Source organism: Streptomyces sp. NPDC048603 (genome assembly GCF_043199475.1).
Classification (GTDB): domain Bacteria; phylum Actinomycetota; class Actinomycetes; order Streptomycetales; family Streptomycetaceae; genus Streptomyces.
The window spans coordinates 173,310-198,762 of the sequence record NZ_JBICVY010000014.1 but is presented as its reverse complement, the minus strand read 5'-3'; the positions used below and the strand labels follow the sequence as shown (position 1 = coordinate 198,762).

Genomic DNA, 25,453 nt, shown 5'->3' with positions numbered 1-25,453 from the left:
GCCATGCCCGTGCACCCGCCCCTGACCAAGGAGGGGACTTCCCTTGCTGCGCTCACCCGAGGCGACCCGCGACGACGCGGCGCCGACCAGCACCCCGCACAGCGCGAACCAGTCGTACCGGGCCGACGGGCCCGGGCGTACGTCCCGGCGCACGGCCCCCCGACCGGCCCCCCGACCGGCCCCGCGATCGGCCGACGCGGACGCCTTCCTGGCCGCGCTCTACGCGCGGCACGGAGCGGTGATACGCCGCTTCGCGGCCCGATTGCTCGGCGGCGACTGGCACCGGGCCGAGGACATCCTCCAGGAAGTGGCGATACGGGCCTGGTACCACGCGTCCGAACTCGACCCGAGTGCCGAAACCGTGCGTCCCTGGCTGTTCGCCGTCGTCCGCAACCTCGTCATCGACGGGTTCCGGGCCCGCCAGGCCCGGCCTGTGGAAGCGGAGGTGACCGATCTGGCGGCCGTGCTGCCCGTGACGGACGACGTCGACCGGACACTGACCACCCAGGTGGTCGTGGACGCGCTGAGGGCGCTGCCGTACTTCCAGCGCGAAGTGCTCCTCCACGTGCACTACATGGGCCGTAGCGTGCGCCAGACCGCCCAGGTGCTCGGGGTGCCGCAGGGAACGGTGAAGTCGCGCACGTACTACGCGACGAGGGCGCTGCGGGACGCCCTGGAGAGCCGCGGAATCCCGGCGGCGTGACGCGTGCCGGCCGGTCGGGGGCGTGGCTCATGCCCCCGGCGGCCGTCCCGCCCGACGCCTCGTCAGCCGCCGAACCGCAGCGTGGCGCCGATCGCGTCGCACAGCTCGAAGAACTCCCGAGACCGTGCCGCGTCGCTGGTGAAGCTCGAAAGCACCAGGAAGTCGGGGCTGTCCGGGATCGGCGCGATGATGTGCAGCGAGGCGGCGGGCTCGCCCTCACCCCCGGCGCGGGCCCCGTCCCGGACGATGGCGAGTCGGCCGACCACCCCGATGCCCGGTCGCTCGGAAAGGGTGAACCCGGACGCCCCGTGGCCGGCCACGTCCGGCGGGTCCGGGGCTCCCTCAGGCCCGAGGGCCGCCACGCCGCCGGGCATGCCCTCTGGCACGGCGACTCGGTGCACGACGGTCGCGGCGAGCTCGTACGTCCCGTCGGGCCGCCACCGAAACGTTCCGGCCGCCTGGAGCGCGCCCTGGTCGTGCGCGGCGCGAGCCACGGCCGTGAGGGTGCGGACGATGCGGTCGGCCTCCTCATGGGATACGCCCGCCGGCCGGATCTGAGTTTCGACGCGATTCCGTATCGACACGTCGCGTGTGCCGGGGCCGAGGTCGAAAAGCCACCAATCGGCAGGGAATTCCAGCACAAAGCGCGGCGGACTCGTCATTTCGCGGCTCCCCGTGTGCACTCTGTGGACATCCGGGTCTACGGGGGGCGCGGCGTTGCGGTTCACGGAGCCCGCCGGAAGCCGGTCCCGGCGTCCTTTATGCGGACTCGGTGGGGCGAAAGTCGGCCGGTCCGCCTCCTCTTGGTATCCCGGTGCTGTCCGGTGGAATCAATGCAATGCACAATCCCCGCAGGAGGTCGCTGGCGCGGCACTTCACACCGAGACAAGGAGGCTGCGACGTGGACGCCGACGAACGTCGCCGCGCAATACTTACCGTCGTCCGCCGCGACGGATCCGCCGAAGTCACCCCGCTTTCCGCTGATTTGACAGTGTCCCCCGAGACGGTGCGACGCGACCTGAGGCTGCTCGAGGAACAGGGCCTGATCCGGCGCACCCACGGCTGCGCGTATCCGGTCGAGGGCGCCGGCTTTGAAACCAGCCTCGCCCAGCGCACCACCAATTTCCTTCCGCAGAAGACCCGGATCGCCGGGGCCGCCGTGAGCCTGCTCGGCAACGCCGCGACCGTCTTCGTCGATGAGGGGTTCACCCCGCAGCTGATCGCCGAAGCCCTTCCGCAGGACCGGGCGCTGACCGTCGTGACCGCCTCCCTCACCACGGCGCGCGCCCTCGCCGAACGGCGGGGCTTCCAGGTCCTCATGCTCGGCGGACGGGTACGAGGCAACACCCTGGCGACCGTCGACGTGTGGGCCGTCCGGATGCTGTCGGAGATGGTGATCGATGTGGCGTACGTGGGCGCCAACGGCATCTCCCGCGAGCACGGTCTCACCACCCCCGACACCGCGGTGGGCCATGTCAAGGCGCAGGCCGTACGTTCGGCCAGGCGCCGGATCTTCTTCGGCATCCACACGAAGTTCGGCGCGGTGAGCTTTCACCGCTTCGCCGAGCCGAAGGACTTTGAGGTCATCGTCACGGACACCGGCCTGTCCACGACCGAGGCACAACGCTACGCGTGTCTCGGCCCGCAGGTGATACGGGTGTGAGGCCGTCATGAACCGTTTCGCCGACCCCTCCGTAGAACCGGCACAGCGGCGTGAATCCCGCCGCGAACCGGACCTACGGAAGGAGCCGGCGTGTCCATCAAGATCGAGCCGGAGGAGATCACCGCGGCGGCCCAGTGGCTGTCGAACCAGAAGGAGATGATGCGCACCGCCCTCGACGAGGCCAACACCAAGATGGACGAGGTCGTCCAGGCGGCCTACAACACCCCTGGATCGCAGGAGAAGTTCGCGCCTTACTGGCAGGACTTCAAAACCGGGCTCGACAAGGGCATCAACGACCTCGAACAGGTCAGCCAGTTCCTCACGAAGGTCGCGGAGGCGTTCGTCCAGACCGACGAGCAGACCACCGCAGGCATCGGCTAGTCCCCTTGACGGCCGGGTTCCGGATCGCGCACGCGCTTCGGAACCCGGCCGGTTCCGTACGCGGGCACCGCTGCACGCGGAAGGAGAGACATGAGCGGCGGCATCAACATCCCGGTCGAAGATCTCAAGGACACCATCGCGCGACTCACGGAGATCCGGTCGCGCATCGAGGAGAAGACCGGCCTGGAGCGGGCCGGCACCGAGAACGACATCGGCGACAGCGGTCTCATCGAAGCGGTCACCAGCTTCGACTCCGCCTGGAAGGCGGGCCACGAACGGGTCCAGGAGAACGTGGACGCGTTCGGCCAGGCCGCTCAGGGCATCGTCGACAACTTCGAGCAGGCCGACACCGAGATACACGCCAGCCTCGACGAGGGCACGTAGGCCCGCGGACCGAGGGGAGGGAAACACCCCACATGACACAGACAGCAGCCCCGGCGCCCCAGTCCGCGGCGCCGCGGCGCTTCACGCTCCGCTACCCCGACTCCTGGTGGAAGCTCGACCTGGACCCGCGTACCCGCGACGCCGCCATCCGGCGGGCCGTCGATGACCAGATCAAGGGCCTGCAGGCGGACCGGGCCCGCGTCGAGGCCGCGGTGCGCGACGCGCGCAAGGTCGCGCGGGACGCGCACGCGCGCGGCGCGCTCCAGACCGCGGGCATGATCGTGTTCACCGACAGCGGGGAGTCACTCGTCGCGAACGCCTTGGTGATGCGGGTCTCCCCGCCTCCCGGCCACTCGTCGGACCTCCAGGAGCTGATGCTCCCGGTGGCCCTGGAGAACGCCAAGAACCCGCTGGGCAAAGGCACGTCGGCGCACCGGGCCGAGATCATCGAGGTGCCGGAGCTCGGCGCCGTGGGTCGCGTCACCCAGATCCAGGACATCGACTACCACGACCGGGGCACGGTGCGCACCGCGCTGATGCACACCATGGTCCCCGTACCGCACAGCAGGGACCTGCTGTGCGTCTCGTGCTCCACCCCCAACCTCAGCCTGGTGGACGCCTTCTTCGACGTCTTCGACGCCATCAGCTCAACCCTGCGGTTCCAACCTTGAACTTGAACGAGAGAGTGAGGGCGGTGATGAGATGCCTCGGCCGGCGGTGAGCGAGTGGGAGGTCCTGGATCTCGACGACGATCCGACTCCCGGTGAACCGGAAGTCCTGCGCGAACTGGCGCGCCAGTACCAACGAGTGTCCGACGACGCGGAGTCTGCCTTCTCCGTCATCTCCCGGATCGAGAGCCAGGACCTCGGCCAGGGGCAGTCGATGGAGAAGCTCAAGGAGGTGCTCAGCGACCTGCCCACGCAGGTGGGCGCCCTGCGCGAGTCCTACGACGCCGCGGCGGCGGCCATCAACGCGTACGCCCCCCTGCTCGAAGGCCACCAGGACAAGGCCGGCCTCGCCCTGCGGAACGGGACGGCGGCACGGGAAGCGCTGGAGACCGCGAGGGCCGGCGTCGACGGCGCCGAACGGGCGCTGAAGGCCGCGGAGGACGCCGAGAAACCCGATGACAGGGCCATCAGTTCCGCCGGTGACGACGTCAGCTCGGCCAAGGCGGAGCTGGCGGCAGCCGAGGCGGACCTCGAAGCGGCCAAGCGCCTCGCGCTGGACGCGCGCGAGCTGCGGGAGACCGACGCGAAGGTGGCTGCCACCGCGCTCGGAGCGGCCGAGGACCAGGCCGTGAAGGGCAAGAACTTCTGGGACAAGCTCTGGGACACCATCGGTTCCGCCTTCGGCATCATCAGCGCCTTCCTCGGAGTCATCTCCTTCATCATCGGCTTCATCCCGGGGCTGCAACCGATCGCGCTGCTCCTGGGCGCGGCCAGTCTGGTCTTCGGACTCGTGCCCCTGGGCATCAACATCGCCAGAGGCGTCGTCACGGGTGACTGGGACGTCGCGGGCATCGTCCTGGGCGTCATAGGCACCGCGTTCGGCGGCTTCTCGGTCATCAAGGGAATCGGGGCGGCGCTGAGGGGCCCCAAGCCCACCGGCGGCAGCATCGGCGGCGGGTCCGGCTCGCGGCCGGGCTCCGGGTCGAGCGGCGACGACATCTCGCTGCATTCCATGCCGCCCCGGCCGGCGAACCCGTCGCCGGGGTCGAGCGCGTCGGACGACCTGGACATCGTGCCCAGTGGTCCGCCCTCGACGGGGCGGCCGCTGAGTCCGATCCCGGAGGAGGGAGCGGGGGCGGTGCCGCCCTCGACGGGCCGTCCGCTCAGCCCGATCCCGGAAGAGGGCACCCCGCCACCGACCCCGATGCCTTCCCCTTCCCCTTCCCCTTCCCCGTCTCCGTCCCCGACGCCGTTGCCCACCCCGCCGAACTCCCTCGGCACCACGGGCGGCAGCAACAATCCGTTCACCTTCGAGCAGTACCTGAACAACATGGGCAACGGCATCCGCGGCAACATCCCGGGTTCCATCGGCGCCGGCATGGCCTTCGGCGGCTCCATCTACGCCCCCGGCGCCACCGCCGGCACGTGGAGCGGCACGGTGCACGGCGATCCGCTGGTCGACACCACCTCCTGAGCCCGCCGAGGACGCGGCACGAACGAGAGGGCTCCCTCACCGAATCGGTGAGGGAGCCCTCTCGTTCGTGCGCTCACACCTGTTCGGGCGTCCCCTCCCCGAGCGGTTGCGCCTCGGCCGGAGTCACGGGAGCCGCCGGCGGCACCGCGTACGGCACCTGGACCGTACGCAGCACACCGTCACCCAGGTGCAGCATGCCGCGCCCCGCCTTGCCGGCGCCGAGCCGGCTGCGCGGCACCTTGAAGCCGATCAGGTCGCCGTCGGCGATGCCCTGCGGGCTGAGCAGCATGCCCTGCCGGTTGCGGCGCGCGTCGGTGTTCCAGCCGGAGAACCCGGAGGAAAGCCGCTCCACCTGGCCCGCCAGGATCAGCCCGTGCCCGGTCTGGGCGCCGGAACGTGCGATGCGGTTGAGCACGGCCTCGGCGTTGACCTTGAGGATCATGTCGGCGTCGTCGAGGACGATGACCGCGCCCGCCGGTGCCTGTGCGAGCGCCGCCTCCAGCTCGTCGTGCGCGATGTCGGACGCGGTGAACATCGCGAGGACCCCCGGCCGGCCGGCGAGCTCCCGCAGCGGCGAGCGCAGCGGTGCGCCCACCACGATCGGCGTGCCGGAGTCGAGCAGCGACAGGGACATGGTGAGCAGCAGCGTGCTGCGGCCCGAGCGCGGCGGTCCCCCGACGACGAAGGTGGGCGTCAGGGCCAAGTCGGCCCCGTACGCGGACAGTTCGTCGCCGCCGATGCCCGCGAGCGCCCACAGCGGGCCCGGCCGGCCGGCGGTCGTGAAGGTCCCGGCCTCGGCGTACTCGACCCGGTCGGGCAGCACATCGACCCGGAACGGCCGCGCGGCCGCCGGGAGGCCGGTGTCCCGCTCGGTGCACCGCGCCCCGATCGCCAGCAGTGCGCCGGCCTGTCCCTGCCCGCTCTCGTCCGGCCCGAGCAGCGCGATCTGCACCTCGGCCCGGTCGCCCGCCCGTATGGCCCGGCCCGCGGGGATGTCGTCGGGCACGTTGCGGGACTGGATGCCGATCATGGCGTACTCGGTCTTCTCGTTGAGCCGCAGCACCAGCTTGTCCTCGGTGGTCGACGCGAGCCGAGTCGAGAACAGCGACCGGTCGCCGGCGAGGACCACGTGGACGCCGACGCCCGCCCCGTCCCGCAGCAGCGCCAGGACCTGCGTGAGCAGGCTCCCGCCGTCGTACTCGCCGAGCGTCTTCTCGAACACCTCCCAGCGGTCCAGCATCACGAGGACGTGCGCGGGCCGCTCGGCCTCCGGCAGGGACCTGCGCAGCTCCGGCAGGTCGGCCGCGCCGTGCCCCGCCATGAGCTCCTGGCGGCGCGCCACCTCGCGGGTGAGGCGGGAGATCAGCCGCGCGACCCGCTCCGGCTGCGTGCGCTGCACGACCGCGCCGCAGTGCGGCAGCGACTCCATCGGCAGCAGCGCGCCGTTGCCGCAGTCGATTCCGTACATGTGGACGTCGGCCGACGAGTGCGCGCGCGCCACCGCCCCCGCGATCGTCCGCAGGGCCGTCGACCGCCCCGACCGGGGCGATCCGACGATGTGCAGATGCCCGAGCGCTGCGAAGTCCAGGGCAAGGGGCCGCTGCGCCTGGTCGCCCGGCAGGTCGGCCAGCGCGTAGGGGACCGGAGCCAGATAGCCGCCCGGGAGGGCCTGGGGCAGGGCGTCCGCCTGCAGACGCGTGGGGAGCGGCTGCAGCCAGGGGCTGTGCTGGGGTGCGATGCCGAGGTCGTCATTGGCGGCGCGGATCGCCTGCACCAGGTCGTGCAGATCGGTGACCGCGTCGTCGGAGGCGCCGGCCGCGGGCCGCGGCGCCTCGGGCAGCGGGCTGCCCATCTGCTCCCAGGTCAGCGGCACCACCCAGGGAGCGGGCAGCGACACGGCGGCGACGCCGGGGCGCCGCCCGCCGACACGCCCGGCCTGGAAGGGCACCAGCGAGGTCTGTCCGAGGCGTACGTAGGCCCGGCCGGGGTGGTTCTTCGAGATGGACGAGGCCTCGGGCGAGGTCAGCACGTCCTGGCTCTCGCTCGCGTCGGTGACCCGCAGCGCGATGCGCAGGTTGGTGTTGGCGCGGATCTCGGGGGAGACCACGCCGCCGGGGCGCTGGGTGGCGAGGATCAGGTGGATGCCCAGCGAACGGCCCCGCTGGGCGATGTTGACCAGGCCCTTCACGAAGTCGGGCAGGTCGCGCACCATCGAGGCGAACTCGTCGATGACGATGAGGAGCCTGGGCATCGGCTCGTGCCCGAAGCCCGGCTCGCGGCGCAGCAGATCGATGTAGTCGTCGATGTCCTTGGCTCCGGCCGCGGCGAGAATGTGCTCGCGCCGCTTCAGCTCGGCCGACAGCGAGGTCAGCGCGCGCTCGACGAGATGCGCGTCCAGGTCGGTGACCATGCCGACGGTGTGCGGCAGGTCGACGCACTCCTTGAAGGCCGAGCCCCCCTTGTAGTCGACCAGTACGAAGGTCATCGCGTCGGGCCGGTTGGCGACCGCCAGCGAGGCCACGATGGTCTGCAGCAGCTCCGACTTGCCGGAACCGGTGGTGCCGGCCACCAGCCCGTGCGGCCCGTCGCGGCGCAGGTCCAGGGAGAGCGGGCCGTCGAGCGAAACGCCGACGACCGCCGAGGTGGTGCGGCCGCCCGCCTTCCAGCGGGCCGTGATCGCGTCGGCCGTGGGCCGGTCGAGAGCCAGCACGTCGAGCAGCCGGGCCGCCGACGGCAGGACGGCGCCCTCGTCCTCTGCTCCGCCGGTGTCGCGCAGCGGGCCGAGCGCGCGGGCCACCGAACGGCACCAGTCGACCGCCACGTTGTCGGCGCGCACCCCGTGCAGGGTGGCCGAGCGCGAAAGCCCCACGCGCAGGGTGCCGTTCTGCTCCTCGACGACGACGGCCTGGCACTCCTCGGGCAGCAGCCGCTCCTCGGTGTCGATGCAGATGGAGTGCACCCCGACAGCGGGGCCGTCCCGCAGGATCTGGACGACCCCGGGCAGCGAGCGGAGTCGGCGCGCCCCGTCGAGCACGACGAGGACGTCGGGCTCCTTGACGGACTTGCGGTCCCGGGCGGCCGCCGCGCGAGCCGTGATGAGCGCGGTCAGTTCGGCGACCCGGCGTGCCGAACTCTCCGTGTCCGAGCCGATGTTGGCGAAGGTGTCGCCGGTGGCCCGGCGCACGTGGGGCATCCAGCGCACCCAGGTCCAGGCGTCCTCCCCCGCCTGGCCGACCGTCAGCACGTAGACGAGCAGGTCGTTGGGGCTGTGCAGAACGGCGGCCTGCGCGACGGCCCAGCGCGCCACGGACCGGGTGACCGAGCCTTCGCCGGCGATGCCGAGCACCTTGTGGGTGCGCAGCGCGACCGTCACGGGCACGTCGTACGCGGCCCGTACCACCTGGCGCCGGTGCTCGTCCTGTTCGGGGTCCTCGACGACCACCTCGGAGGGCATGTCGGTGGTCCCCACGCGCAGTTCGAGGAAGTCGGCGTCCGAGGTGCGTCGCTCCCACAGGCGGCGGCGCGGCCCCACGGCGGTCAGCAGTACGGCCGCGGGGTCGGGGAAGCTCCGCCGGCGGGCGGTGCGTTCGAGCAGTACGGCGCTCTGGGCGTCCTGCTCGATGCGCGCCTTCTTCTCCTCGTACTTGGCGACGGCCTCGGCGTACGTCTCCTTCCCGGACTTGCGGGTCACGAGATAGTTGCCGATCACGGCGACGGGGGAGAGCAGTCCGAACAGCAGGAAGGTGAGCCTGTTGAAGATGAGGACGCCGCCGATCGCCATCACCAGGGGCATGAGCGCCGCGAAGTACGGCAGGGGCCGGCGGCCCGGCTTGACCGGCGGCGCGGGCAGCTTGAACCGGGTCTCGGCCTCCGGTGCCAGCAGCCGGGGCGGCCGGTTGTAGTCCAGGCCGGTCCCGTCCTCCGAGCGCTGCACGGCCGCGTCCGGCGGCTCGGGACGGACGAGCTCCAGCAGGCAGTCCGCGATGCTCAGCTGGCCGCCGAGCCCCCAGGCCGACTCGTCGGCGACGTCCTCGCGGTCCAGCTGCATGCCGTGCGCCTCGATCAGCGGCTGCAACACGCAGCGGCCGCCCGGACCGACCCGCAGCGAGGCGTACGCGCCCTCCACACTGCCGCGGGCGACCTGGGGGACGCCGTACGCCGTGAGGCCGATGCGGTAGTCGCCGATGTCCAGACGGTGCACGGCTCCCGATCCGGGACCGCCGACCACGCGGATCTCCACCAGGCCCATCGGTTCGCCCGCCGGAGCGGGGGTCGGCCGTCCGAGGCCGACGACGACGGCGTCGCGCAGCGGGGCGTCCCGCAGCGCCATGTCGAGGGGCAGGAGTTCGCCGTCGACGTAGAGACCGGAGGCGTCCAGGGGCAGCGGGCTGCCCGTCTTCTCGGCGAGTGCCTCCGCGACAGCACCGATCGTCGTGTCGGGATCGGCGTCGAGATGGACGTCGAAGGGATCTCCGACTTCGTCCATCACGGTGAAAATCAACGGCACGGTGTCCTCCTGGCTCGGCAGGGCGATGGGCAGCGCGAGGGCCCGCCGTCGGCACGATCGCGCTGGACGGCCTTACGCGGCCCGTGCGCATCCGGTTCACGGCGCCACCCGATCGCGGGGAGCGCGCGGCGCGGGCACGTCGGCGCGGTAGAGGTGACCGGGGTGACTGAGGTGACTGAGGTGAGCGAGATGAGCGAGCGGTGAACCATCCGGGCGGCGACCGCGTAGTAGGCCGATGTCTCTGTCCCGGCACCGCTCTGTGACCTGTTGAAGGTGGCCGCATGTCCGTATCCGCAATCCTGGCCGTCGTGCTCGGCGTGGCTCTGATCGCCGCCATCGCCGTGCTCGTCGCCACCGAGATCCGATCCAAGGCGGCGCCCCGGCCCGCTCTCACCCCGGCGGTCACCGGCCGCGAGGCACTCGACGCCATCGATCTGGGCCTGCGGCGGCTGGCTGCCGACTGCGAGCGCACCCAACGCTCGATGCCCGACCTGTACGCGCTCGGCTACTCGGCTGAACGGCTGACGCTGAGGCTGTCGGGTGCCGATGCCAAACCGCCCGCCGCGTGGACGGCCGGACAGGACGGCGAGGAGTGGTACATGGCGGCCGACGAACTCGGCACGTACGCGCCGCACGAGGCACCGGGGCCCTCACAGCCGTACGCGCTTGCCGTCACGCTGGGGCTGACCGGAGGGGAGCGCGTCCTGGTGGACCTGTCGCGCTCGCAGGCAGCGATCGTGGTGACGGGGGAGTCGGACGGGGTCAAGCAGTTGGTCCGGGCCATGCTGTCCGAGCTGATCACCGGTCCGGTGGGGCGGCAGGCCACGGTGACCCTGGTGGGCTCGGTGGCCACCACCGACGTCACGGCGGGGCTCGGCCTGCAATCGGCCCGCCTGCACACCGTCGCGACCCTGGAAGAGGCGCTCGCGGACGCGGCGTACAGCGGGACGGCGCCTCGCGTGGCCACGGCCGACGGTGACGACAGCGCGCGGTTGACCCAGATGTTCCGGCTGATCGAGGGCCACCGGCCCCTCGGCGTGCAGGGGACGATCCCCCATCTCTTCGTCATGGACGCGGCCCAGTACCGTGACGAGCAGGCGGGTACGCGGAGTGTCCGCCCGGGCGACGCCCTCCTGGTGGTCGGCGACGCTCCCGATTTCGGCTGGCGGCTCACCGTCCTGCCCGACGGCAGGGTCGACACCGGCCCGCTGGGGATCGGTCTGGACGTGCACGCGGGCCGGACGGCCTGAGCCGCGCGCCGGGACTGCCCTCCCGCGATCCGGCGGTGCACGCCACGTACGCTGCCGGATCGTCTCTCCCGTCGGCCGGGCCGAAGGCCCGGGTCAAAGGCCCGGATCAAAGGCACCGGACTCGGGCTTCACGCCGCAGCCGGCGGCCCGGAGTGCCGCCCGGGGCTCAGCCGCACAGGTCCTTGGCCTGGCGGGCGGTGCGGTGGACGGACCAGGCCAGTACGGCGGCGGAGCGGAGGGCCAGCCAGAGGGTGTCCGCGTCCGGGCCGGCGGCCGGGTGGCAGGCCATGTGCCACAGGTAGGGGGCCGTCACGAAGCCCGCGGCCAGTGCGGGAGCCAGGCGCCACAGGACGAACGGCGCGGCCGCGTACCAGTCGAGGGACAGGGCCAGCAGGTCGTAGCGGGGTGCCCCCCGGTAGGCGCCCACCAAGGTGGTGCCGACCAGCGCGGGACCCGCGAGCAGCAGCGCCGTGGCGTACGCGCCGAGCGGTCCCGCGGGCGGTCCGGACAACAGGGCCGCGGCCCAGCCGACACCGCCGGCGGCCCACAGGAACGCGACTGGTACCGCCAGGTGGGAGAGGGCCAGGGTGCCGGGGGACAGCGGCAGGAGCAGGGAGCGGCGCGGGCGGTCCGTGTCCTGGTAGGCGGGTTCGGCCAGCGCGACCGCGGCGAGGTAGGGCGGTACGACGAGGAGGAGGCCCACGAACGCCGCCTTCAGGGGGCCGGCTGCGGCGTGGTCCGGGTCCGCCAACCAGTCGGCCACCAGGCGGAACTGGGCGAAGCCGGCGATCAGGGCGGTGCAGGCCAGGACCGGGCGCCAGGGGTGGCGCAGCAGGACGACGGCGTCCCGCCACAGGGGTACCGCCCACCGGGAGCCCGGCATCGGGATCCGGGCCGTCCGCCGGCGCCGTCCGCCGGTCGACTGCAGGACGAGGGTCAGCGCGCGCAGGTCCAGTAGCGTCGCGCCCCGGGTGACCTCCCGGCCGGTGCGGGCCCGGGCGAGGAGCGCGTCCGTCGGGATGTCGGCTGCGGTCCGGAACGCCGCCCGCAGGGTGACCGCCGCGCATGTGGTGAGGCAGGCCAGAGCCGCCGCCCAGGTGAGGGGTGAGTTGCGTTCGGCTGCTGTGGCGACGGCCGCGCCGGCCCAGCCCCAGGGGCCGGACCAGGCCGCTGTCTCGGTCAGCGCGGGTACCGAGGTTCCGAAGGTGAGCACGGTCGCTCCGGCCAGTGTCAGACCGCCGCCGAGCAGCCGGACCCGGCTCGCCAGGGCGGGGCGGGCCTCGGCCACCGCGCCCAGTCCGACCGCGAGGCAGGCCAGCGCCAGGTGGGCGAGGAGTGCCACGGGGAGGGCCTCGTACCGCCGTTCGCCCTGAAGGGCGAGGGCCAGTGCGGCGGCCAGTGCGCCGGTGGGCAGGGCCGCCGCGCAGGCGACCGCCACGGCCCGCAGCAGCCGGGGGCGCAGCAGTCGGCCCCGGTCGCCGGGCAGCGGCAGGAGCCAGGTGATCTCGGCGGGGCTGAGCAGGACCGGCCCCAGCCGTACGCACAGGGCGAGCTGGCCGGCGAACAGCAGCAGTGTGGTGCCGACCACGCCGGCGCGGGCGGCCGGCCCGCCGGACCATCCCAGTCCCTGGCCGATGCCCGGTGCAGCCTGGACCAGGCCCGCGAGCACCACCAGTGCGGAGACGGCCGCGCACACCCAGGTCCACACGTCGTCGAACCGGGGCCGGCCGGCCCCGCGTTGCCGCCGGGCCCGCGCCGCGGTGGCCACGGCCTCGGCCGTGGCGTTCCCCGCGGATTCGGCGGCACGTTCGGTGGTCACCGCCACGGTGAGACCTCCGCTACGCCGGTCACCTCGGCGGGGGTGCCCAGGGCGGCCGTCCGGCCCCGGTCCAGGAGCAGTACCCGGTCGGCGGCCTCCTCGACGGTGGCCCGGTCGTGCGAGGCCAGCAGTACGGCCGTGCCGGCGTCCTTCGCCGCCCGCAGTGCGGCGGCCAGCCTGCGCCGGGCGGCGGTGTCCAGGCGCTGCTCGGGCTCGTCCACGACGATCAGGTGGGCCGGACGAACCAACACCGAGGCGAGCAGCAGCATCTGGCGCTGTCCCGCCGACAGGGCGTCGGGGAAGGCGTCGCCGCGGTGGTCCAGGCCGAGTTCGGCCAGTACCTCGTCGGCGGCGGCGCCGGCCCGGGGGCCCAGGCCGTGGGCGGTGGCGACCATCCGTATGTGCTCCGCGACGGTGAGGTCGGGAAAGCATTCGGCGCCGTCGAGGAGCAGCCCGACGTCCCGCCGGAAGGCGGGGTCCGCCTCGCGCGGTGCGGCCCCCGCGAAGCGGACCTCGCCCCGGTCCGGCTGTTGGCGGCCCACGCAGACGCGCAACAGGGTCGACTTGCCGGAGCCGTTGGCGCCTGCGAGGGCCAGGCAACTCCCGGGCTCCAGGTCCAGGGAGACGTCGGCCAGGACGGTCTCTTCCGCGTAGGCGACGTGGATGTCCTGCGCGTAGAGCAGGGCAGCCTTCCGGGAGGTGTCCTCGGCGCTGTCCTCGGCGGCGTCAGTCACGCCCGTCCCCCTTCGGGGCCGGCGCCGGCCGTGATCCGCAGCAGCCGGGCAGCGGCCTCCGCCAAAATGTATTCATCATGCACGAATATACCCATGCGATTGAGGGTCATATGGGTGTGGGAGATCAAAAGGCCCGACCGGGACGGTGCTTCGGCCGGGTCCCCGGCCCCGGCCGGTCCGGTGGAGCCGGGGGAGAGGAGGGCGGCCAGCGCCCCCGCCCACGGCGACACCGCCGAGGCCCGTGCGGTGAGCGCCGGGGCGCTCACCCGCCCGCGCGACACCAGGAGTTCGGCCCAGTCGGCGGCGTGCCGCGCCAGCAACGCCGTGGGGAACACCTCCTGCGGGGCGGACCGGGACCAGCCGCTCCAGTAGCCGGCGTGGGCCCGCAGCTGAACCAGTACGGGATCGGCTTCGCCGCCGGTGCCGGGCAGCCCGCCCCCCTGCGGCATGCCGGCAGCGGCCAACGCGGCGGCCTTGAGCAGGACTTCGATGCCCAGCAGCCGCAGCCTCAGCTCGTCCAGCCCGGACCCGGCCGCGCGCAGGGCCAGTTCGCTGGAGAGCATGAACACCTCTTCGGTCGCCTCCAGCGCCGCCCCGGTGCCGTAGCGGTCGGTCTCCGGTACGTAGCCGGCCGCGTGTACACCGGGCGGCAGCACCGTCGCGGCGAGCCGCCGGTCCACGGTCGGGTCGGAGGCGACCGAGGCCGCCGCCAGGTCGCCGATGGAGGCCAGGTAGCCCTCGGGGTTGTGACCGTCGCGGGGCACGTCGGCGAAGGCCCGCCGCACCGCCGCGTCCAGCGCGTCGGGCGTGGCGGCGCGGCCGGCACCGGGCCGCGGCAGCAGCCGGATCCGCAGGTGCGGCCCGCCCTCCCAGTAGCGGATGAAGAACCACCGGTGCAGCAGTCCGGCCGCGCGCAGCGGGGCGAGCAGCGCCGGGAGCCGCTCCCGTACCAGCGGCGTGAGCCGGTCCGTACCCTCGGCGTCGGCGGGTACGTGTACGTGCCAGGAGAGCCAGCCGTCGGGGTTGGGGGCGGGGGTGCTCATGCGGGGCCTCCGGGGAAGCGGCGGACGTCCAGGGCGGGCTCGGTGAACCGGTTCGGCCCGCATGCCAGTTGGTAGACCGGCACCCGGTCCGGTCCCAGGCCCAGCGCGGTGGCGGCGCCCTCGGCGTCATAGCTGCGCAGCGGCCGTGCGAACAGCCCGTGCGCGGCCATCGCGTACGACAGGTGCTGGGCCGTCCAGCCCGCGGCGGCCAGCAGGTCGGCCGCCATGCGGGGCGCGGGCGCGTCCGACGTACGGCAGGCGGCCGTCAGGTCCGCGGTGACCAGCCACACCAGGTTGCAGGCGTCGAGTTCGAAGGCGAGGCCGGGTGCGGCGGCGGAGTCCACGAGGAGCGCGCCGCGCGCGGCCCCGAGCTCTCCGACGCGGCGGGCCGTGCCGTCGAAGCCGATCGCGTAGCAGCCGTCCGCCACGTTCTCCACCTCGCGCACCCAGCAGAACAGGCCGAGGCCGGAGCGGGCGGGCAGCAGGGTGCCGAGGCCGCGGTCGCTGCCCGCGAGGGTGTTCAGCGCTGTGTGCCACAGCTCGGCGGGCGCCGGGCGGTGGGCGCCGGTGAAGCCGGAGACACCGCGCGGGGCCCGGCCGCTGTTGCGCTCCCAGACCACCTCGTTCCACGTCGTGCCACCGGATCCGGCGGACGGCGCGGCGGCCGGCGACAGGGTTCCCCCGGGGTCCGGCGGCACCGGCGGGACAGGCGGGACAGGCGGGATCGGCGGGCTCTCCGGCTCCGGCTCAGGGGTCATGACGTAGCCGGGCACGGCCGCGCCCGGCAGCGCTCCCGCCCACGCCTCGGTGGCTCCGGACGGCCCCGCGACGCTCAGCGGGCGGCCCATAGCCCTGCCCAACAGGGCGAGCGAGGCCAGGACATGACCGGTCTCCAGGCCGGTCAGCACGGTGCGCAGCGGTCCGTAGAACGACGGCAGGGCATCGGGGAGCGCGAACGTCCGGATGTGGTCGCCGCCTCCGCCCCCGGGCCCGGCGGACCCCGGCGGGACCGCGGGAGCGGCGGGGACCGCGGGCACGCCGAGGGCGTCGCCCGCCTCGGGCCGCGGGAAGCGGCCGCCGCCGCCCTCCTGGGCGACCAGCCGCACCGGGAACTTGGCCCGTGGCGACGGGTAAGCCCGGTGTTCGGGATACGGGTTGTCGACCTCGAAGCGCACCGGGGCACTGACGGTGGCGGCCACCTCGTACAGGGACACCTCCGAGGCGGGCGCCGCGGCGGGCCAGCGGGTCCGCGCCAGCAGGTCCCAGCGCGCGGGCAGGTCGCCACCGGTCGCTTCGGCTGCCAGGGCGGCGACCGCCGAGCGCACCCGCTGGCGCTCGGGGCGTGCTTCGGGGTCCACCCGGGTGTCACCGGACGGCACGGCCATGAGGATCGCCTTCAGCGAGGCCGTGCGGGCCGGGTCGGAGCCGGGCTCGGGGGCGGGAGGGGGAGGGGGCGCAACGACCACGGAGGGCAGCCACTTCCTTCGTGCGGAACAGGGACGGGCAGAGGGACTACGGACAGCGGGGGACGATCGATGCCGGGTGGGGTACGCAGAGCAGACCCCGCCCGGCACGCAGGTCAGGGGAACGGGTGCACCGTGAGCCGTTCCAGGGACAGCTCCCCTTCCCCCGCCGCCGCGAGCAGCCGGGGCAGGCCCAGCACCCGCTGGTGCGCGAAACCGAAGGCCAGGGGGACGCTTCCGGGCACCAGGACCCGTACCGCGCGCAGTCCGGCGGCCCGGTGCTCACGCCCGGTCTGGTCCACGACCAGTACCTCGTCCATGCCCGCGTCGGCGAGCAGCCCCAGCAACCGCCGCCGGGCCTGCCCGAGCGTGGCGGCCCCGAGCAGCGGGGAACGCGGGAACGCCTCGGCCAACGGCACAGACGGGCCCGTCAGATACGGCTCGAAGGCACCGGCGGCCTCGGGCACGGAGTACCACTCGATGTGGTGGTCGAGGTCGGTGACGTTCCAGCGGTCCGTACGCAGCAGGCGGGCCCGCTCCGGTGAGGGGGCGACGACGTCCCCGAGGACCAGCGGGGCCAGTTCCGCGACCGCCGCGCGCACCGCCTCGGCCGGATCGGGGTGGGCGGCGGCCGTCGTCAGGCTGTACTTGTCCGGCGAGCGGGGGTTGCGGGCCAGCGCCCACACCGCCGGCACCGGTACGTCCCGGGTCAGGACCAGCAGGTCCACCTCGTAGCCGGCGCGGCGCATCGCGGCGCGCAGTTCGACGGTGGTGGGGTCCGTGACCGAACTCCAGTCGATGCGGGGGACGGGCCGCCCCGCCCACCAGGTCAGCAGGAACGCGTCGCGCTCCAGGAGTTCGAGCAGGGCGTGCAGTGCCGCCTCGTCGAGGGTGGCGCCGAGCGCACAGCCGTTGGAGGACTCGTACAGCACCCGTCCCCACTTCTGTCCGGGCCGGGGCTCGGGATGGACGTGGTAGGAGCCGGCCTCCAGCGGCACCCAGCACTCCTCGTCGGTGCCCCATACGCGGGCGGGGATCCAGCGCAGGACGTCGTCCGGGGAGAACGGATCGACCCGGCAGGAGGGGTGGGCGTACTGCTCCGGTGCGAGGTCGCCGAGCCGGCGCGGGTCCAGGGCGCGCCCGGGCAGCTCCCGGTGCGTGGCGCGGAGCGGCCGGGCCGCGCTGACGACGGCCTCCGAGCCGGAACGCTCCAGGCGCTCCAGCAGCGCCAGGCGGGAGGCAGCGGCGATGGTGCGGCCACGGCCGTAGCCGGCGGCTTCGGAGGCCTTGCCGTGCCGGGCGTGGACGGCCGCGACCAGGGAGGCCGGACTGTCGGGAACCGGCTGGAGGCCGATCACCGGGCCGTAGCGGCTGTCGACGAGCAGTGTGGTGAGCGTCGACACCGACAGGTCCGGCCCCGGTACCTGCCGCAGTGCCCGGTCGAGCGCCGGGTCCGCGCCGCGGCCGGTGTCTTCGTCCGCGCCACGGCGGGAGTCCGCGTCCGCGCCATGGCCGGCGCCATCGTTGATGCCGCGGCCGGCGCCGTCGTACACGCCACGGCCGGTGTCGGTGTCGGTGTCGGCGTCGGTGTCCGCGTCGGCATCCGGCCCTGGGAGCCCGTCCGCTTCCCGCCCGAGGACGGCGCCCGCGTCAGCCCCCGGCACGGAGCCCCCGCAGCCCGGGCAGCCGGTCTGCGGCAGCACCCGGTGCCGGGAGGTACCGGCCGGCCCCACCACGACCGTTTCCCCCGGTCCCGGCGGCTGTCGGCGGACCAGCCCGCAGGCGGCGGCCAGCGCGGCGGCCGAGGCCCGGGCCAGGCCGGGCCCGGCCGCGAGCCGGCGCGGCGGGTCCGTGATGCCGCGCGTCCGCAGGTGGGCGGAGACCTGGCAGAGCGGGCAGCCGACGGCCGCGTCCCGCTGCCACAGCGGTCCGATCTCCACCTCGGCGCCCCACAGGCGCACGGGCAGCAGGGGCAGGCCCAGGCCTTGGGCCTCGGCCATCCGCTGCTGCTCCCAGTCCGCGTCGTGGCCGGCCACCAGCGCCACCAGCGCGGACTGTTCTCCGGCCAGTTCCGTCAGCAGGGCGGCGGCCTGCGGCCACTCGGTCCCGGTCGCGGCGTGCACCGCGATCCGCCCGGTCACCGGTCGCCCCGCGCGCCACGGACCAGCGTGCCGTGCACCAACGGGTGCGCGCCGAGCAAGGGGTCACGGTCGGCGGGCCGGAACCCGACGCCGTGACCGAGCAGTTCGGCGGCCAGGTCGTGCGGCCGCGCCGAGGTGGCCAGCTCCTCCGCGATACGGCAGTCCGGGCCGAGCGCCCCGGCCAGCTCGGGGTCGTGCCCGGCGAGCTGCGCGCGGGCCCGGGCGGCGGCCCGTGCCGCCTCCGACGCGGACGTGCGGTCCCGGCCCCAGGCGGTGCCGTGCCACACCGCGGGCCGTCCCGCCGCGCCGCCGTCCCGGTCGCCCTCCGCCCCGACGGGCGGGGTGAGCGCGGCCTCGGCGCACACCAGGCCGCCGGGGGCCTCGTGCAGGCGGTACCGCCAGGAGGCGCCTGACGGCGCCGTCCGCCCCGCATCCTCCTCCTGCCACGGAACACGCCCGTCCGCCTGCCGGTCGAGGGCGGCGAGCCGCAGCGCCGCGTCCAGCAGGGCCGCGCCTTCGGTGGTACCGGCCCCGCCCTCCGGGTCGGAGCCGCGCAGGAAGGCCCGTAGTGCCTCGTCGTCCGCCTCACCGCCGGTGGCTCCCCAGCCCGCGGCGGCCCGACCGTCCGGCGTGCCGGGCCCGGGGACCACGCGCGCCAGGCAGGCTGGCAGCTGGGTCCAGTCGGCCGGGGTGTCCGTCCGGTACCGGCCGATCAGTGCCGCCGCATCGGGGCCTTCGGCGCCGCCGTCGCCGGTGAGGACGAGCGAACGCCAGCCCAGCGGACGGGAGTCCACCACGTGCACGGTGCGCGACCCGCGGCCGGCCAGTCCGGTGATCTCCTTGAAGGCCTGCTCGGCGGCGAGCTGGGCGGCGAGCTCGGCGGCCGCCGCGTCCGGCACCGGAGGCGCGCCGGCGGCCGACGTCCCGGTCGTCAGCCGGGCGCGCAGGGCGGCAAGGGCTGCCGGGTCCGCCGCCAGAGCGGACGAGACGACCCACAGGCGGCTGCCGGCCGCTTCCACCCGTATGCCCAGCCCCGGGCCGGTGACGGCGGCCGCCCCGGAGGGACCCCGGCCGCCCTCCTCCGTCCCGCTGACCACCCGTACGCGCACGCCCCGTGCGACGAGGGCGGCTTCGGCGGCCGCCGCCTGCGGCCACGCGGCCTCCACCGACACCTCGGCCGCCGCCAGTGCGCGCAGTGCGGCGGCGGGGTCGTCGCTGTAGCTCTCCACGTACGCCACCGCGGCCTCGGGGAGGCCCGGCGGTGCCTCGTACGCGTCCACCAGCGCTCCCTGGGCCCGCATCCGGTCGATGACCCGCTCGACGAACGGCGCCGCCTTCGGGTTTCCGGCCGCGGCCACCAGGTCGGCCGCCGTACGCGGCTGCTCCAGGGCACGGATCCAGGCACAGGCGGGTTCGGCCAGGGGTGCGGGCAGGCGCAGGGTGAAGGCCCCGCGCGGGGTCTGCACGAACACCCCTTCCGGGTAGGCCCCGTACACGGTGCTGGGGCGGAGTTTCACGCGCATGTCAGGAGGGCCTCGCTGTGAGTCGGTCCTGCCAGGGCTCGCCGAGCCGCTCGTCGACGGCGTGGGCCAGGCAGTGGCAGTACAGGTATCGGTTGATCGGTGTGACGCCGAGCCATTGCAGGGCCTCGTAGAGCCAGTTCACGAGCACCCGGTACGCCTGGAAGGCGGGGGGTGTGCGCTCGCCGAAGCCGAGTTCGGCGAGCCGCCGGTGGAAGGCGCTCGGCACTCCGTGGGTGTCCGGGCCGGCCGCGTCCGGGCCACCTGCGTCCGGGCCGGCCGGGCCTGCGAGCGCTTCCTCCAGGTCCCCGTGCAGCCGCGGGTCGCGCAGCTCGGCGAGCGCGGTGGCGCAGGCGGCGTACCCGGGCAGCTCCTCGGGCCGGTGCAGGGCGCTGTCGACCAGCTGCCCGGTCTGCGGCGCGTACCGCTCGGCCGCGGAGGCGAAACGGGCCCGCAGCTCTTCGCCCCCGGGCCGGGAGGCGAGGAACGCCTCGGCGTGGGAGCGGAACGACAGGGATCCGAACCGCGCGCCCCCGGGGTACGCGGCTGCCAGCGCCGCCATCCAGCGCAGCGCGGTGCCGGGGGCCCTGGACCGTGCGGCCGCCGGGTCCGCGGGCAGCAGGCCGGCCAGCTCACGGGCGAGCGCGGTCAGGAACCGGTGCCGCACGGCCTGCACCGGCCCCGGTACCACGGTGTCGGCGGACACGAGCACCGACCCGTGCGGGTGGGGCAGCTCGTGGCGGACCGCCACGCCCTCGGCCCGGGCCAGTGCGCCCGCCCGGCGCGCGTACTCCTCGGGCGTCCAGGCACAGCCGTGCCCGGCAGCCGCGGCGAGCCGTCGGCGGGCCTGTGCCAGGACGTCGGCGGCGGGGGCCGCGTAGCCCAGGTGCAGGGCCAGGTGGGGGCCGCCGTCCCAGTGCCGGGTCGGGAAGCACACGTCCAGGGCCGGGTCGGCGGCGAGACCGGCGACCAGGGGCAGCGCCCCCTCGGTGAGCAGCGGCAGCGTGTCGGAACGGTAGTCGTGGACGCGCAGGGTCGTCAGCACGCGGAGCCCTCCTCGTGGCCGGCAGGGGTACCGGGACCGGCGCTTCGCCCGGCCCCGGCCCTGGCCTCGGACCCGGACCCGGACCCGGAGGCGGCGTCGGCGCCGGTCCTGTCGTCCGCCCCGGCCAGGTCGAACTCGTAGACCGCCTCGCGCACGTGGTGGCCGGCCACCGGTCCGGGCAGGCATTCCTCCAGGTACGGATGGGTGAAGTCGGCGGCGTCCTTGGCGAAGGAGGCCAGGCCCAGCACACCGGCCGTGTCCACGTAGCGGGGCTTGGGCTGGGACACGGGGCGCGAGGTGACGTCGGGCACGAGCGCCTCGCCGCGTTCCCACTCCGGCAGCTGTTTGACGAAGAACCGTGCGGGTACGCCGTGTTCGGCCCGCAGCCGCACCAGCCGGTGCAGGTCGTCGGACGATCCCCGGTGGGTCCCGGTCAGGACGCCGGCGTCCGGCAGGTACCAGCGGCGGCGCTGGAGCACCAGGTTGCCGTGGCGGAGCCGGGGCACGGCGATCACGCCGTCGGCGCCGGGGCGGGCGCGCTCGCGGAAGGCGTGGTCGTAGGCGCACGCGATCACGCCCCCTCCCTGGAGCCACAGGGCGATCCGGCCGGGCGCGGGCATCAGGTCCCAGCGGGTGGAGCCGATGGTGACCGGGCGCAGGCCGCGCGGGGTCCGCCAGCGCAGCCGGCCGGCCGGACCCTCGTCGACGAGGACGGCGCCCGCCCAGTCGCGCGCGGTCATCTCCCGGTCGAGGAGCGGGGGGTGGCAGCCAGTGTTGAACCCGTGCGCGGCCCGGTCCTCGGCGACCGCGGGGCCCAGGACGCGGCGCAGCCGGGCGCGCAGGCCGGCGGTGGCGGCACCGCCGGAGGCGGCATCGGCCTCCAGGAACCGGGCCGCCGTGGCGCCGTAGCCCCCGAACCAGCCGTTGGCGGCCCACTGGCCGTCCGCGTACTGGGCCATCAGGGCGTACGAGGCGCCGTCCGGGTGGAGCTGTTCGGGCAGGGCGGCGGCCCAGGTCCTCAGGTGCTCGTCCTCGATGACGGCATCGACGCCGTCCCCCGCCGCTACGGCGGCCTCGAACAGGTCGGCCAGGTCTGCCAGCACGCGCCGCCGGAAGGTCCACAGGCCCACCATCGCCGCCCGGCTGTCCGGGTCGAGCGGTGCGCCGGCGGGCGGTGCCCCGGTGTCACCGGCAGCGGCCGAGGTGGCGAGCCGGGCGGCGTCGGCGGCGAGGTTCTCGGCCTCGGCCACCAGCCGGACCGCCCCGCCGCGGGCACGGACCGCGGCCTGGAGGCCGATGCGCAGGTCGGCCTTGAGGTCGAAGGCCCCGAGCACCGGCAGCAGGGCCGCCGCGGCGGCGGCCGGGGACGCCTCGGGCCCGGGGAGGGGCGGCAGGACGGCAACGGCGTCCTCGTACAGCTGCGGCGCCAGCGCGTCGGCGTGCGGCAGCCGGGCCGCCGCCGCGCGGAACCGGGCATGCAGGGCGGGCCGGGCGGCCGCGGTGTCGCCGGCCAGGAGCGCGGTCGTCTCGGCCAGTTCGGCGACGACGGCGCGCAGACCGCCGTGACCGGCGCCGTCCTGGACCTCGCGGCCGTCCTCGGCCTCGCCGCCGGTCTCTCCTGCCGCGGCCTCGGGCAGGGCGTCGTGACATGCCGTCAGAAAATTGGGGTCCTGGTCGTCCACGGGCAGCGCGGGACCGAGCAGCCCGGCCCGGAGCGCCGCGCGCATGACCTGTTCGGCCCGGGCGGCCGGGCAGTCGAGAGCCTCGGCGAGCCGCCCGGCCACCTCCTCCCACGCGTGGACGCCGAACCGGGCGACGGCGGTGAGCTCGGTCAGTTCCCGGGCCCGGCGCAGTGTCACCTTGCGCGGGCGGGGATGCGCCGGGGTGATGGCCATGAACGCCAGCTCGCCGGGCGCGGCCGGCAGCAGCGGAGCCAGACGCACGGGGCACCCGGGCCGCGGCGCGGGTTCCAGGGCGGACAGCAGAGCGCCGCGCTGGACCTCCACCGTGCGCAGCGCGACGCTGGGCGGCGCGTCCGCCCAGCGGGCGGCGGCCGACCCGGGACCGGGCGCCGGCCCGTCGTCCTCCGCTGCCGAGAGGGCGACCGCGGTGAACCGGGAGCGCGGGCTGGTCCGGGTCATGGCCCGCAGCGCGTACGCGGTGATGCGCGGTTCGGACTTGCGGTCCGCCCGCGCGGCGTCGTCGCCGCCGGAGGCGGCGTACCGCCGGACGGCGGCGCCCAGGTAGGGGCTGATCAGCTCGACGGAGGAGGCGAGCTCCTCCTCGGCACAGAGCAGGCTCAGCGCACGGCGCTCGTGGGCCGCGGCGGCCGCCCGCTCGTGCGCGACCTGCTCCAGCAGCGTGCGGTACCGCTCGGCGGCTGCCTGCCAGTCCGCGACGGCCGGGACGGCCGCGGCGTCACCACCGGCTGCCGCCGCGGGGAGCGGGGTGAGGGGCTTTTCGCGGATCCTGCGGCGCATGCGCAGGTGCGCGGCGGGCGCGCGGACGGCTCCGGCTGCTCCGGCCGACTCGGCGAGCGCACCGTCGGCGAGGCGTGCCGCCACCAGAGCGCGGTCCGCGGCCGCGGCGAGGCGGTCCCACGCGGCGGCGGTCCGTGGCCGGACGAGCGGGGTGTACGGCAGGAGGTTGACCCGTGTGGCGGCCGTGTCGGCCACGACGAATCGCCGCATGGCAGGCGGTGCCCTTCTGGCTTGCCCGGCCTGCCGGTTGTGGGGCCCGGCCGGGAGTGGTTCCGGTACGGCTGGCACGCCGGGGGCCGCGACCGGCCCCCGGCGGCGAATCAGCTGCTGCTGCTGCAGCAGGAACAGCTGGCCCGGCAGCACGAGGCCCCGCTGGAGGCCCCCATCACCGGCAGGCCGGTGGTGTCGGGCACGTCCTCGACGGCGATCTCGTCGAGGGAGAACTCCTCGAAGTCGATGTCCAGAGCGTTCATGACGCCTCCTTGGATTCGTAGGCCACGACCGGGTGCGTCAAGGGTTCTCGACGACCGGCCGGTGACCGGTTCTTGTGGATGGATCACCGACGCTACGATCTGACGATCTTGAGGACCAAGAGGCGTATCAGACATTCCGCTTCTGTCCGTCAAAGTCCGAGATCCCGGGGTTTTCCGGGCTGTTGCGGCCTCGGCCCGGCCGATGCAAGGCGCCCGCGAATGGCTGAACTTCACCGGCAATTTCTGGAATGATGCATGCCATTTCGGTCACCCGCGGGACGCACGGAGGCCTTCCCGGGCTCGCGGGACACCTGCGGCTGCGCCTGGAGGTCACCGCCGAGCGCCCGACCCCCGGCCTGACCTCCCCGCTACTGCCCTGTGGCCTCGGTCGACCATCTGGGCGGCAATCGTGAGCGGCAGCAACGGGGCGGCGATGATGGTCAGCGGCCACATCCCCACGACGATGGAGGCCATGAGGAGAAGGGCCTGGAGAACGCCCGCCGCCTGGGCGTGGCGACCCGGCGGAACGTCCTTATGCCGCCCCAGATCCGGCTGGTTCCACGCCGTCGGCGGAGCCGGGTCAGCGCCGGCGGGTGAGGGCGTCCACCTCGCGGACCAGGAAGGTCTCCCGGCACAGCTCGAAGTGGTCCACCCGGCGCAGGTCGAAGACCCGGCGCACGCCACGCTGGCGGGCCATGCCCACGACCTCGTTGAAGTGACGTTCGAAGTGGGTGGAGAAGAAGATCTTCACGGTGCCGGACATGGCCTGGAGCTGGTCGAAGCGGCGGAAGAACAGGTCGTAGCGGCCCTCCGGCTCCCAGTCCGCCCACAGCTCGGAGGCGTAACGCTGCACCTGGTGCAAATCCTTCTCGGTGATCTTGTGGAGGTACTCGCAGACGTTCTGGAACTCCACCGGGGAGCGCGGAATGTTGGCGATCCGCTTGAGCTCGGTCAGTGGATCGTCCGGGTTCATCTGCGCCGCGCTGCCCGTGATGATCATCGTGGAGTGGTTGATGTTGGGGTCCAGCAGCAGGGCGGCGGCCACCTTCGGCTTGCGGTCCGGGTGCGCGGTCCACAGTGCGGCGAGCCGGAACAGCATGTCCGCCCCGACCGAGAAGCCCACCAGGGTCAGCTTCTTGTGCGGGTACTGCCGGCACAGGTTGTTGACGGCGCCGCTGATCAGGTCCGTGTGGGTGGCCAGTCCGATGGGCCCGTACCGGCTGTCCCGGGCGTCCTCGACGTTGTGGCCGAACGCGGTGATGGCGATGGTGTGCTGCCGCGCCCTGTTCATGTACGGCCGGAAGTCCTCGGCGTCCAGGCCGAGTCCGTGCAGCAGGACCACCAGATGCGAGGAGGACGTACGCCGTTCGAGGTATCGCAGTTCACGGCCGATGACTGCCTGGTCCGACGGGAGGTCGCCGTCGAAGTCGTCGGCGCGGATCTCGAACGACTGCGGGGTGACCTCCCGTTGGAGCTCGCGGCGGCGCTCCACCCGGCCGCGGGCCCACCATGCCGTGGAGAACACGGCCGCGACCCCGGCGGCCACCAGGGTTCCGCCGGCGGCCACGTGTGTCCAGGTCCACGCGAGCATGGCGCGGGCCTCGTCGCTGTAGATCCCGACGAACAGGCTGACCGCCCCACCGGCCACGGCGATGGGCCCGCGATGCCGGGTCACGAACGCAGTCAGCCTGGCGGTGTCGAGCGC

Annotated in this window: 19 protein-coding genes; 7 read left to right on the top strand and 12 right to left on the bottom strand. The window is 74.4% G+C overall.

Annotated elements, in window-relative coordinates:
- Nucleotides 1-43 precede the first annotated feature (43 nt).
- Complete coding sequence (locus ACGFQ9_RS31175; protein WP_393578432.1) at nucleotides 44-703, top strand: sigma-70 family RNA polymerase sigma factor; 660 nt, start codon at nucleotides 44-46, stop codon at nucleotides 701-703.
- 62 nt (nucleotides 704-765) lie between these two features.
- Here the strand turns inward: ACGFQ9_RS31175 and ACGFQ9_RS31170 are convergent, their stop codons facing one another.
- Nucleotides 766-1,197 (bottom strand): hypothetical protein, encoded by a 432-nt coding sequence (locus tag ACGFQ9_RS31170; protein ID WP_393578431.1) that lies wholly within the window; start codon nucleotides 1,195-1,197, stop codon nucleotides 766-768.
- Nucleotides 1,198-1,604: 407 nt separating this feature from the next.
- Between ACGFQ9_RS31170 and ACGFQ9_RS31165 the strand changes: the two genes are divergently transcribed.
- From ACGFQ9_RS31165 to ACGFQ9_RS31145, 5 genes are all read left to right on the top strand, one after another.
- Nucleotides 1,605-2,366 (top strand): DeoR/GlpR family DNA-binding transcription regulator, encoded by a 762-nt coding sequence (locus ACGFQ9_RS31165; RefSeq protein WP_393578429.1) that lies wholly within the window; start codon nucleotides 1,605-1,607, stop codon nucleotides 2,364-2,366.
- Nucleotides 2,367-2,456: 90 nt separating this feature from the next.
- Nucleotides 2,457-2,747, top strand: coding sequence for a WXG100 family type VII secretion target (locus ACGFQ9_RS31160; RefSeq protein WP_393578427.1), 291 nt, complete (start codon nucleotides 2,457-2,459; stop codon nucleotides 2,745-2,747).
- Nucleotides 2,748-2,837: 90 nt separating this feature from the next.
- Nucleotides 2,838-3,131: a hypothetical protein gene (locus ACGFQ9_RS31155; RefSeq protein WP_393578425.1), complete on the top strand. Its 294-nt coding sequence runs from the start codon at nucleotides 2,838-2,840 to the stop codon at nucleotides 3,129-3,131.
- A gap of 32 nt (nucleotides 3,132-3,163) precedes the next feature.
- The gene (locus ACGFQ9_RS31150) at nucleotides 3,164-3,802 is read left to right on the top strand and encodes a hypothetical protein (protein ID WP_393578424.1); all 639 of its coding nucleotides are present in this window, start codon (nucleotides 3,164-3,166) and stop codon (nucleotides 3,800-3,802) included.
- Between the two features lie 46 nt (nucleotides 3,803-3,848).
- Nucleotides 3,849-5,273 carry a hypothetical protein gene (locus ACGFQ9_RS31145; protein WP_393578423.1) on the top strand — a complete coding sequence of 475 codons (1,425 nt, stop codon included), beginning with the start codon at nucleotides 3,849-3,851 and terminating at the stop codon, nucleotides 5,271-5,273.
- 73 nt (nucleotides 5,274-5,346) lie between these two features.
- On the opposite strand, the gene ACGFQ9_RS31140 is transcribed toward ACGFQ9_RS31145, so the two are convergent.
- On the bottom strand, nucleotides 5,347-9,780 hold the full coding sequence (locus tag ACGFQ9_RS31140; protein ID WP_393578421.1) for an FtsK/SpoIIIE domain-containing protein: 4,434 nt from the start codon (nucleotides 9,778-9,780) through the stop codon (nucleotides 5,347-5,349).
- 281 nt (nucleotides 9,781-10,061) lie between these two features.
- On the opposite strand from ACGFQ9_RS31140, the gene ACGFQ9_RS31135 reads away from it, so the two are divergent.
- Nucleotides 10,062-11,030 carry a hypothetical protein gene (locus ACGFQ9_RS31135; protein ID WP_393578419.1) on the top strand — a complete coding sequence of 323 codons (969 nt, stop codon included), beginning with the start codon at nucleotides 10,062-10,064 and terminating at the stop codon, nucleotides 11,028-11,030.
- Between the two features lie 166 nt (nucleotides 11,031-11,196).
- Here the strand turns inward: ACGFQ9_RS31135 and ACGFQ9_RS31130 are convergent, their stop codons facing one another.
- The 10 genes from ACGFQ9_RS31130 to ACGFQ9_RS31085 all read right to left on the bottom strand — a co-directional run bounded on the left by ACGFQ9_RS31130 (nucleotide 11,197) and on the right by ACGFQ9_RS31085 (nucleotide 25,423).
- Nucleotides 11,197-12,849 (bottom strand): DUF6297 family protein, encoded by a 1,653-nt coding sequence (locus tag ACGFQ9_RS31130; RefSeq protein ID WP_393578418.1) that lies wholly within the window; start codon nucleotides 12,847-12,849, stop codon nucleotides 11,197-11,199.
- The gene (locus ACGFQ9_RS31125; protein WP_393578416.1) at nucleotides 12,846-13,583 is read right to left on the bottom strand and encodes an ATP-binding cassette domain-containing protein; all 738 of its coding nucleotides are present in this window, start codon (nucleotides 13,581-13,583) and stop codon (nucleotides 12,846-12,848) included. The genes ACGFQ9_RS31130 and ACGFQ9_RS31125 overlap by 4 nt, the downstream gene beginning before the upstream one ends.
- The gene (locus ACGFQ9_RS31120) at nucleotides 13,580-14,626 is read right to left on the bottom strand and encodes a lantibiotic dehydratase C-terminal domain-containing protein (RefSeq protein WP_393578414.1); all 1,047 of its coding nucleotides are present in this window, start codon (nucleotides 14,624-14,626) and stop codon (nucleotides 13,580-13,582) included. Before ACGFQ9_RS31120 ends, ACGFQ9_RS31125 begins: the two co-directional genes overlap by 4 nt.
- On the bottom strand, nucleotides 14,623-16,092 hold the full coding sequence (locus ACGFQ9_RS31115; protein WP_393578413.1) for a hypothetical protein: 1,470 nt from the start codon (nucleotides 16,090-16,092) through the stop codon (nucleotides 14,623-14,625). Before ACGFQ9_RS31115 ends, ACGFQ9_RS31120 begins: the two co-directional genes overlap by 4 nt.
- Nucleotides 16,093-16,205: 113 nt before the next feature.
- On the bottom strand, nucleotides 16,206-18,230 hold the full coding sequence (locus ACGFQ9_RS31110) for a YcaO-like family protein (protein WP_393578411.1): 2,025 nt from the start codon (nucleotides 18,228-18,230) through the stop codon (nucleotides 16,206-16,208).
- Nucleotides 18,227-19,753 carry a hypothetical protein gene (locus tag ACGFQ9_RS31105; RefSeq protein ID WP_393578409.1) on the bottom strand — a complete coding sequence of 509 codons (1,527 nt, stop codon included), beginning with the start codon at nucleotides 19,751-19,753 and terminating at the stop codon, nucleotides 18,227-18,229. The genes ACGFQ9_RS31110 and ACGFQ9_RS31105 overlap by 4 nt, the downstream gene beginning before the upstream one ends.
- A 1-nt stretch (nucleotide 19,754) precedes the next feature.
- A complete protein-coding gene (locus ACGFQ9_RS31100) occupies nucleotides 19,755-20,795 on the bottom strand; it encodes a hypothetical protein (protein ID WP_393578408.1) in 1,041 nt (346 codons plus the stop codon).
- Nucleotides 20,789-23,485, bottom strand: a complete 2,697-nt coding sequence (locus tag ACGFQ9_RS31095; RefSeq protein WP_393578406.1) for a hypothetical protein — start codon at nucleotides 23,483-23,485, stop codon at nucleotides 20,789-20,791. Before ACGFQ9_RS31095 ends, ACGFQ9_RS31100 begins: the two co-directional genes overlap by 7 nt.
- 110 nt (nucleotides 23,486-23,595) lie before the next feature.
- Nucleotides 23,596-23,748 (bottom strand): thiazolylpeptide-type bacteriocin, encoded by a 153-nt coding sequence (locus ACGFQ9_RS31090; RefSeq protein ID WP_393578405.1) that lies wholly within the window; start codon nucleotides 23,746-23,748, stop codon nucleotides 23,596-23,598.
- A 580-nt stretch (nucleotides 23,749-24,328) separates the two neighbouring features.
- Nucleotides 24,329-25,423: an alpha/beta fold hydrolase gene (locus tag ACGFQ9_RS31085; protein WP_393578404.1), complete on the bottom strand. Its 1,095-nt coding sequence runs from the start codon at nucleotides 25,421-25,423 to the stop codon at nucleotides 24,329-24,331.
- Between the last annotated feature and the right edge of the window lie 30 nt (nucleotides 25,424-25,453).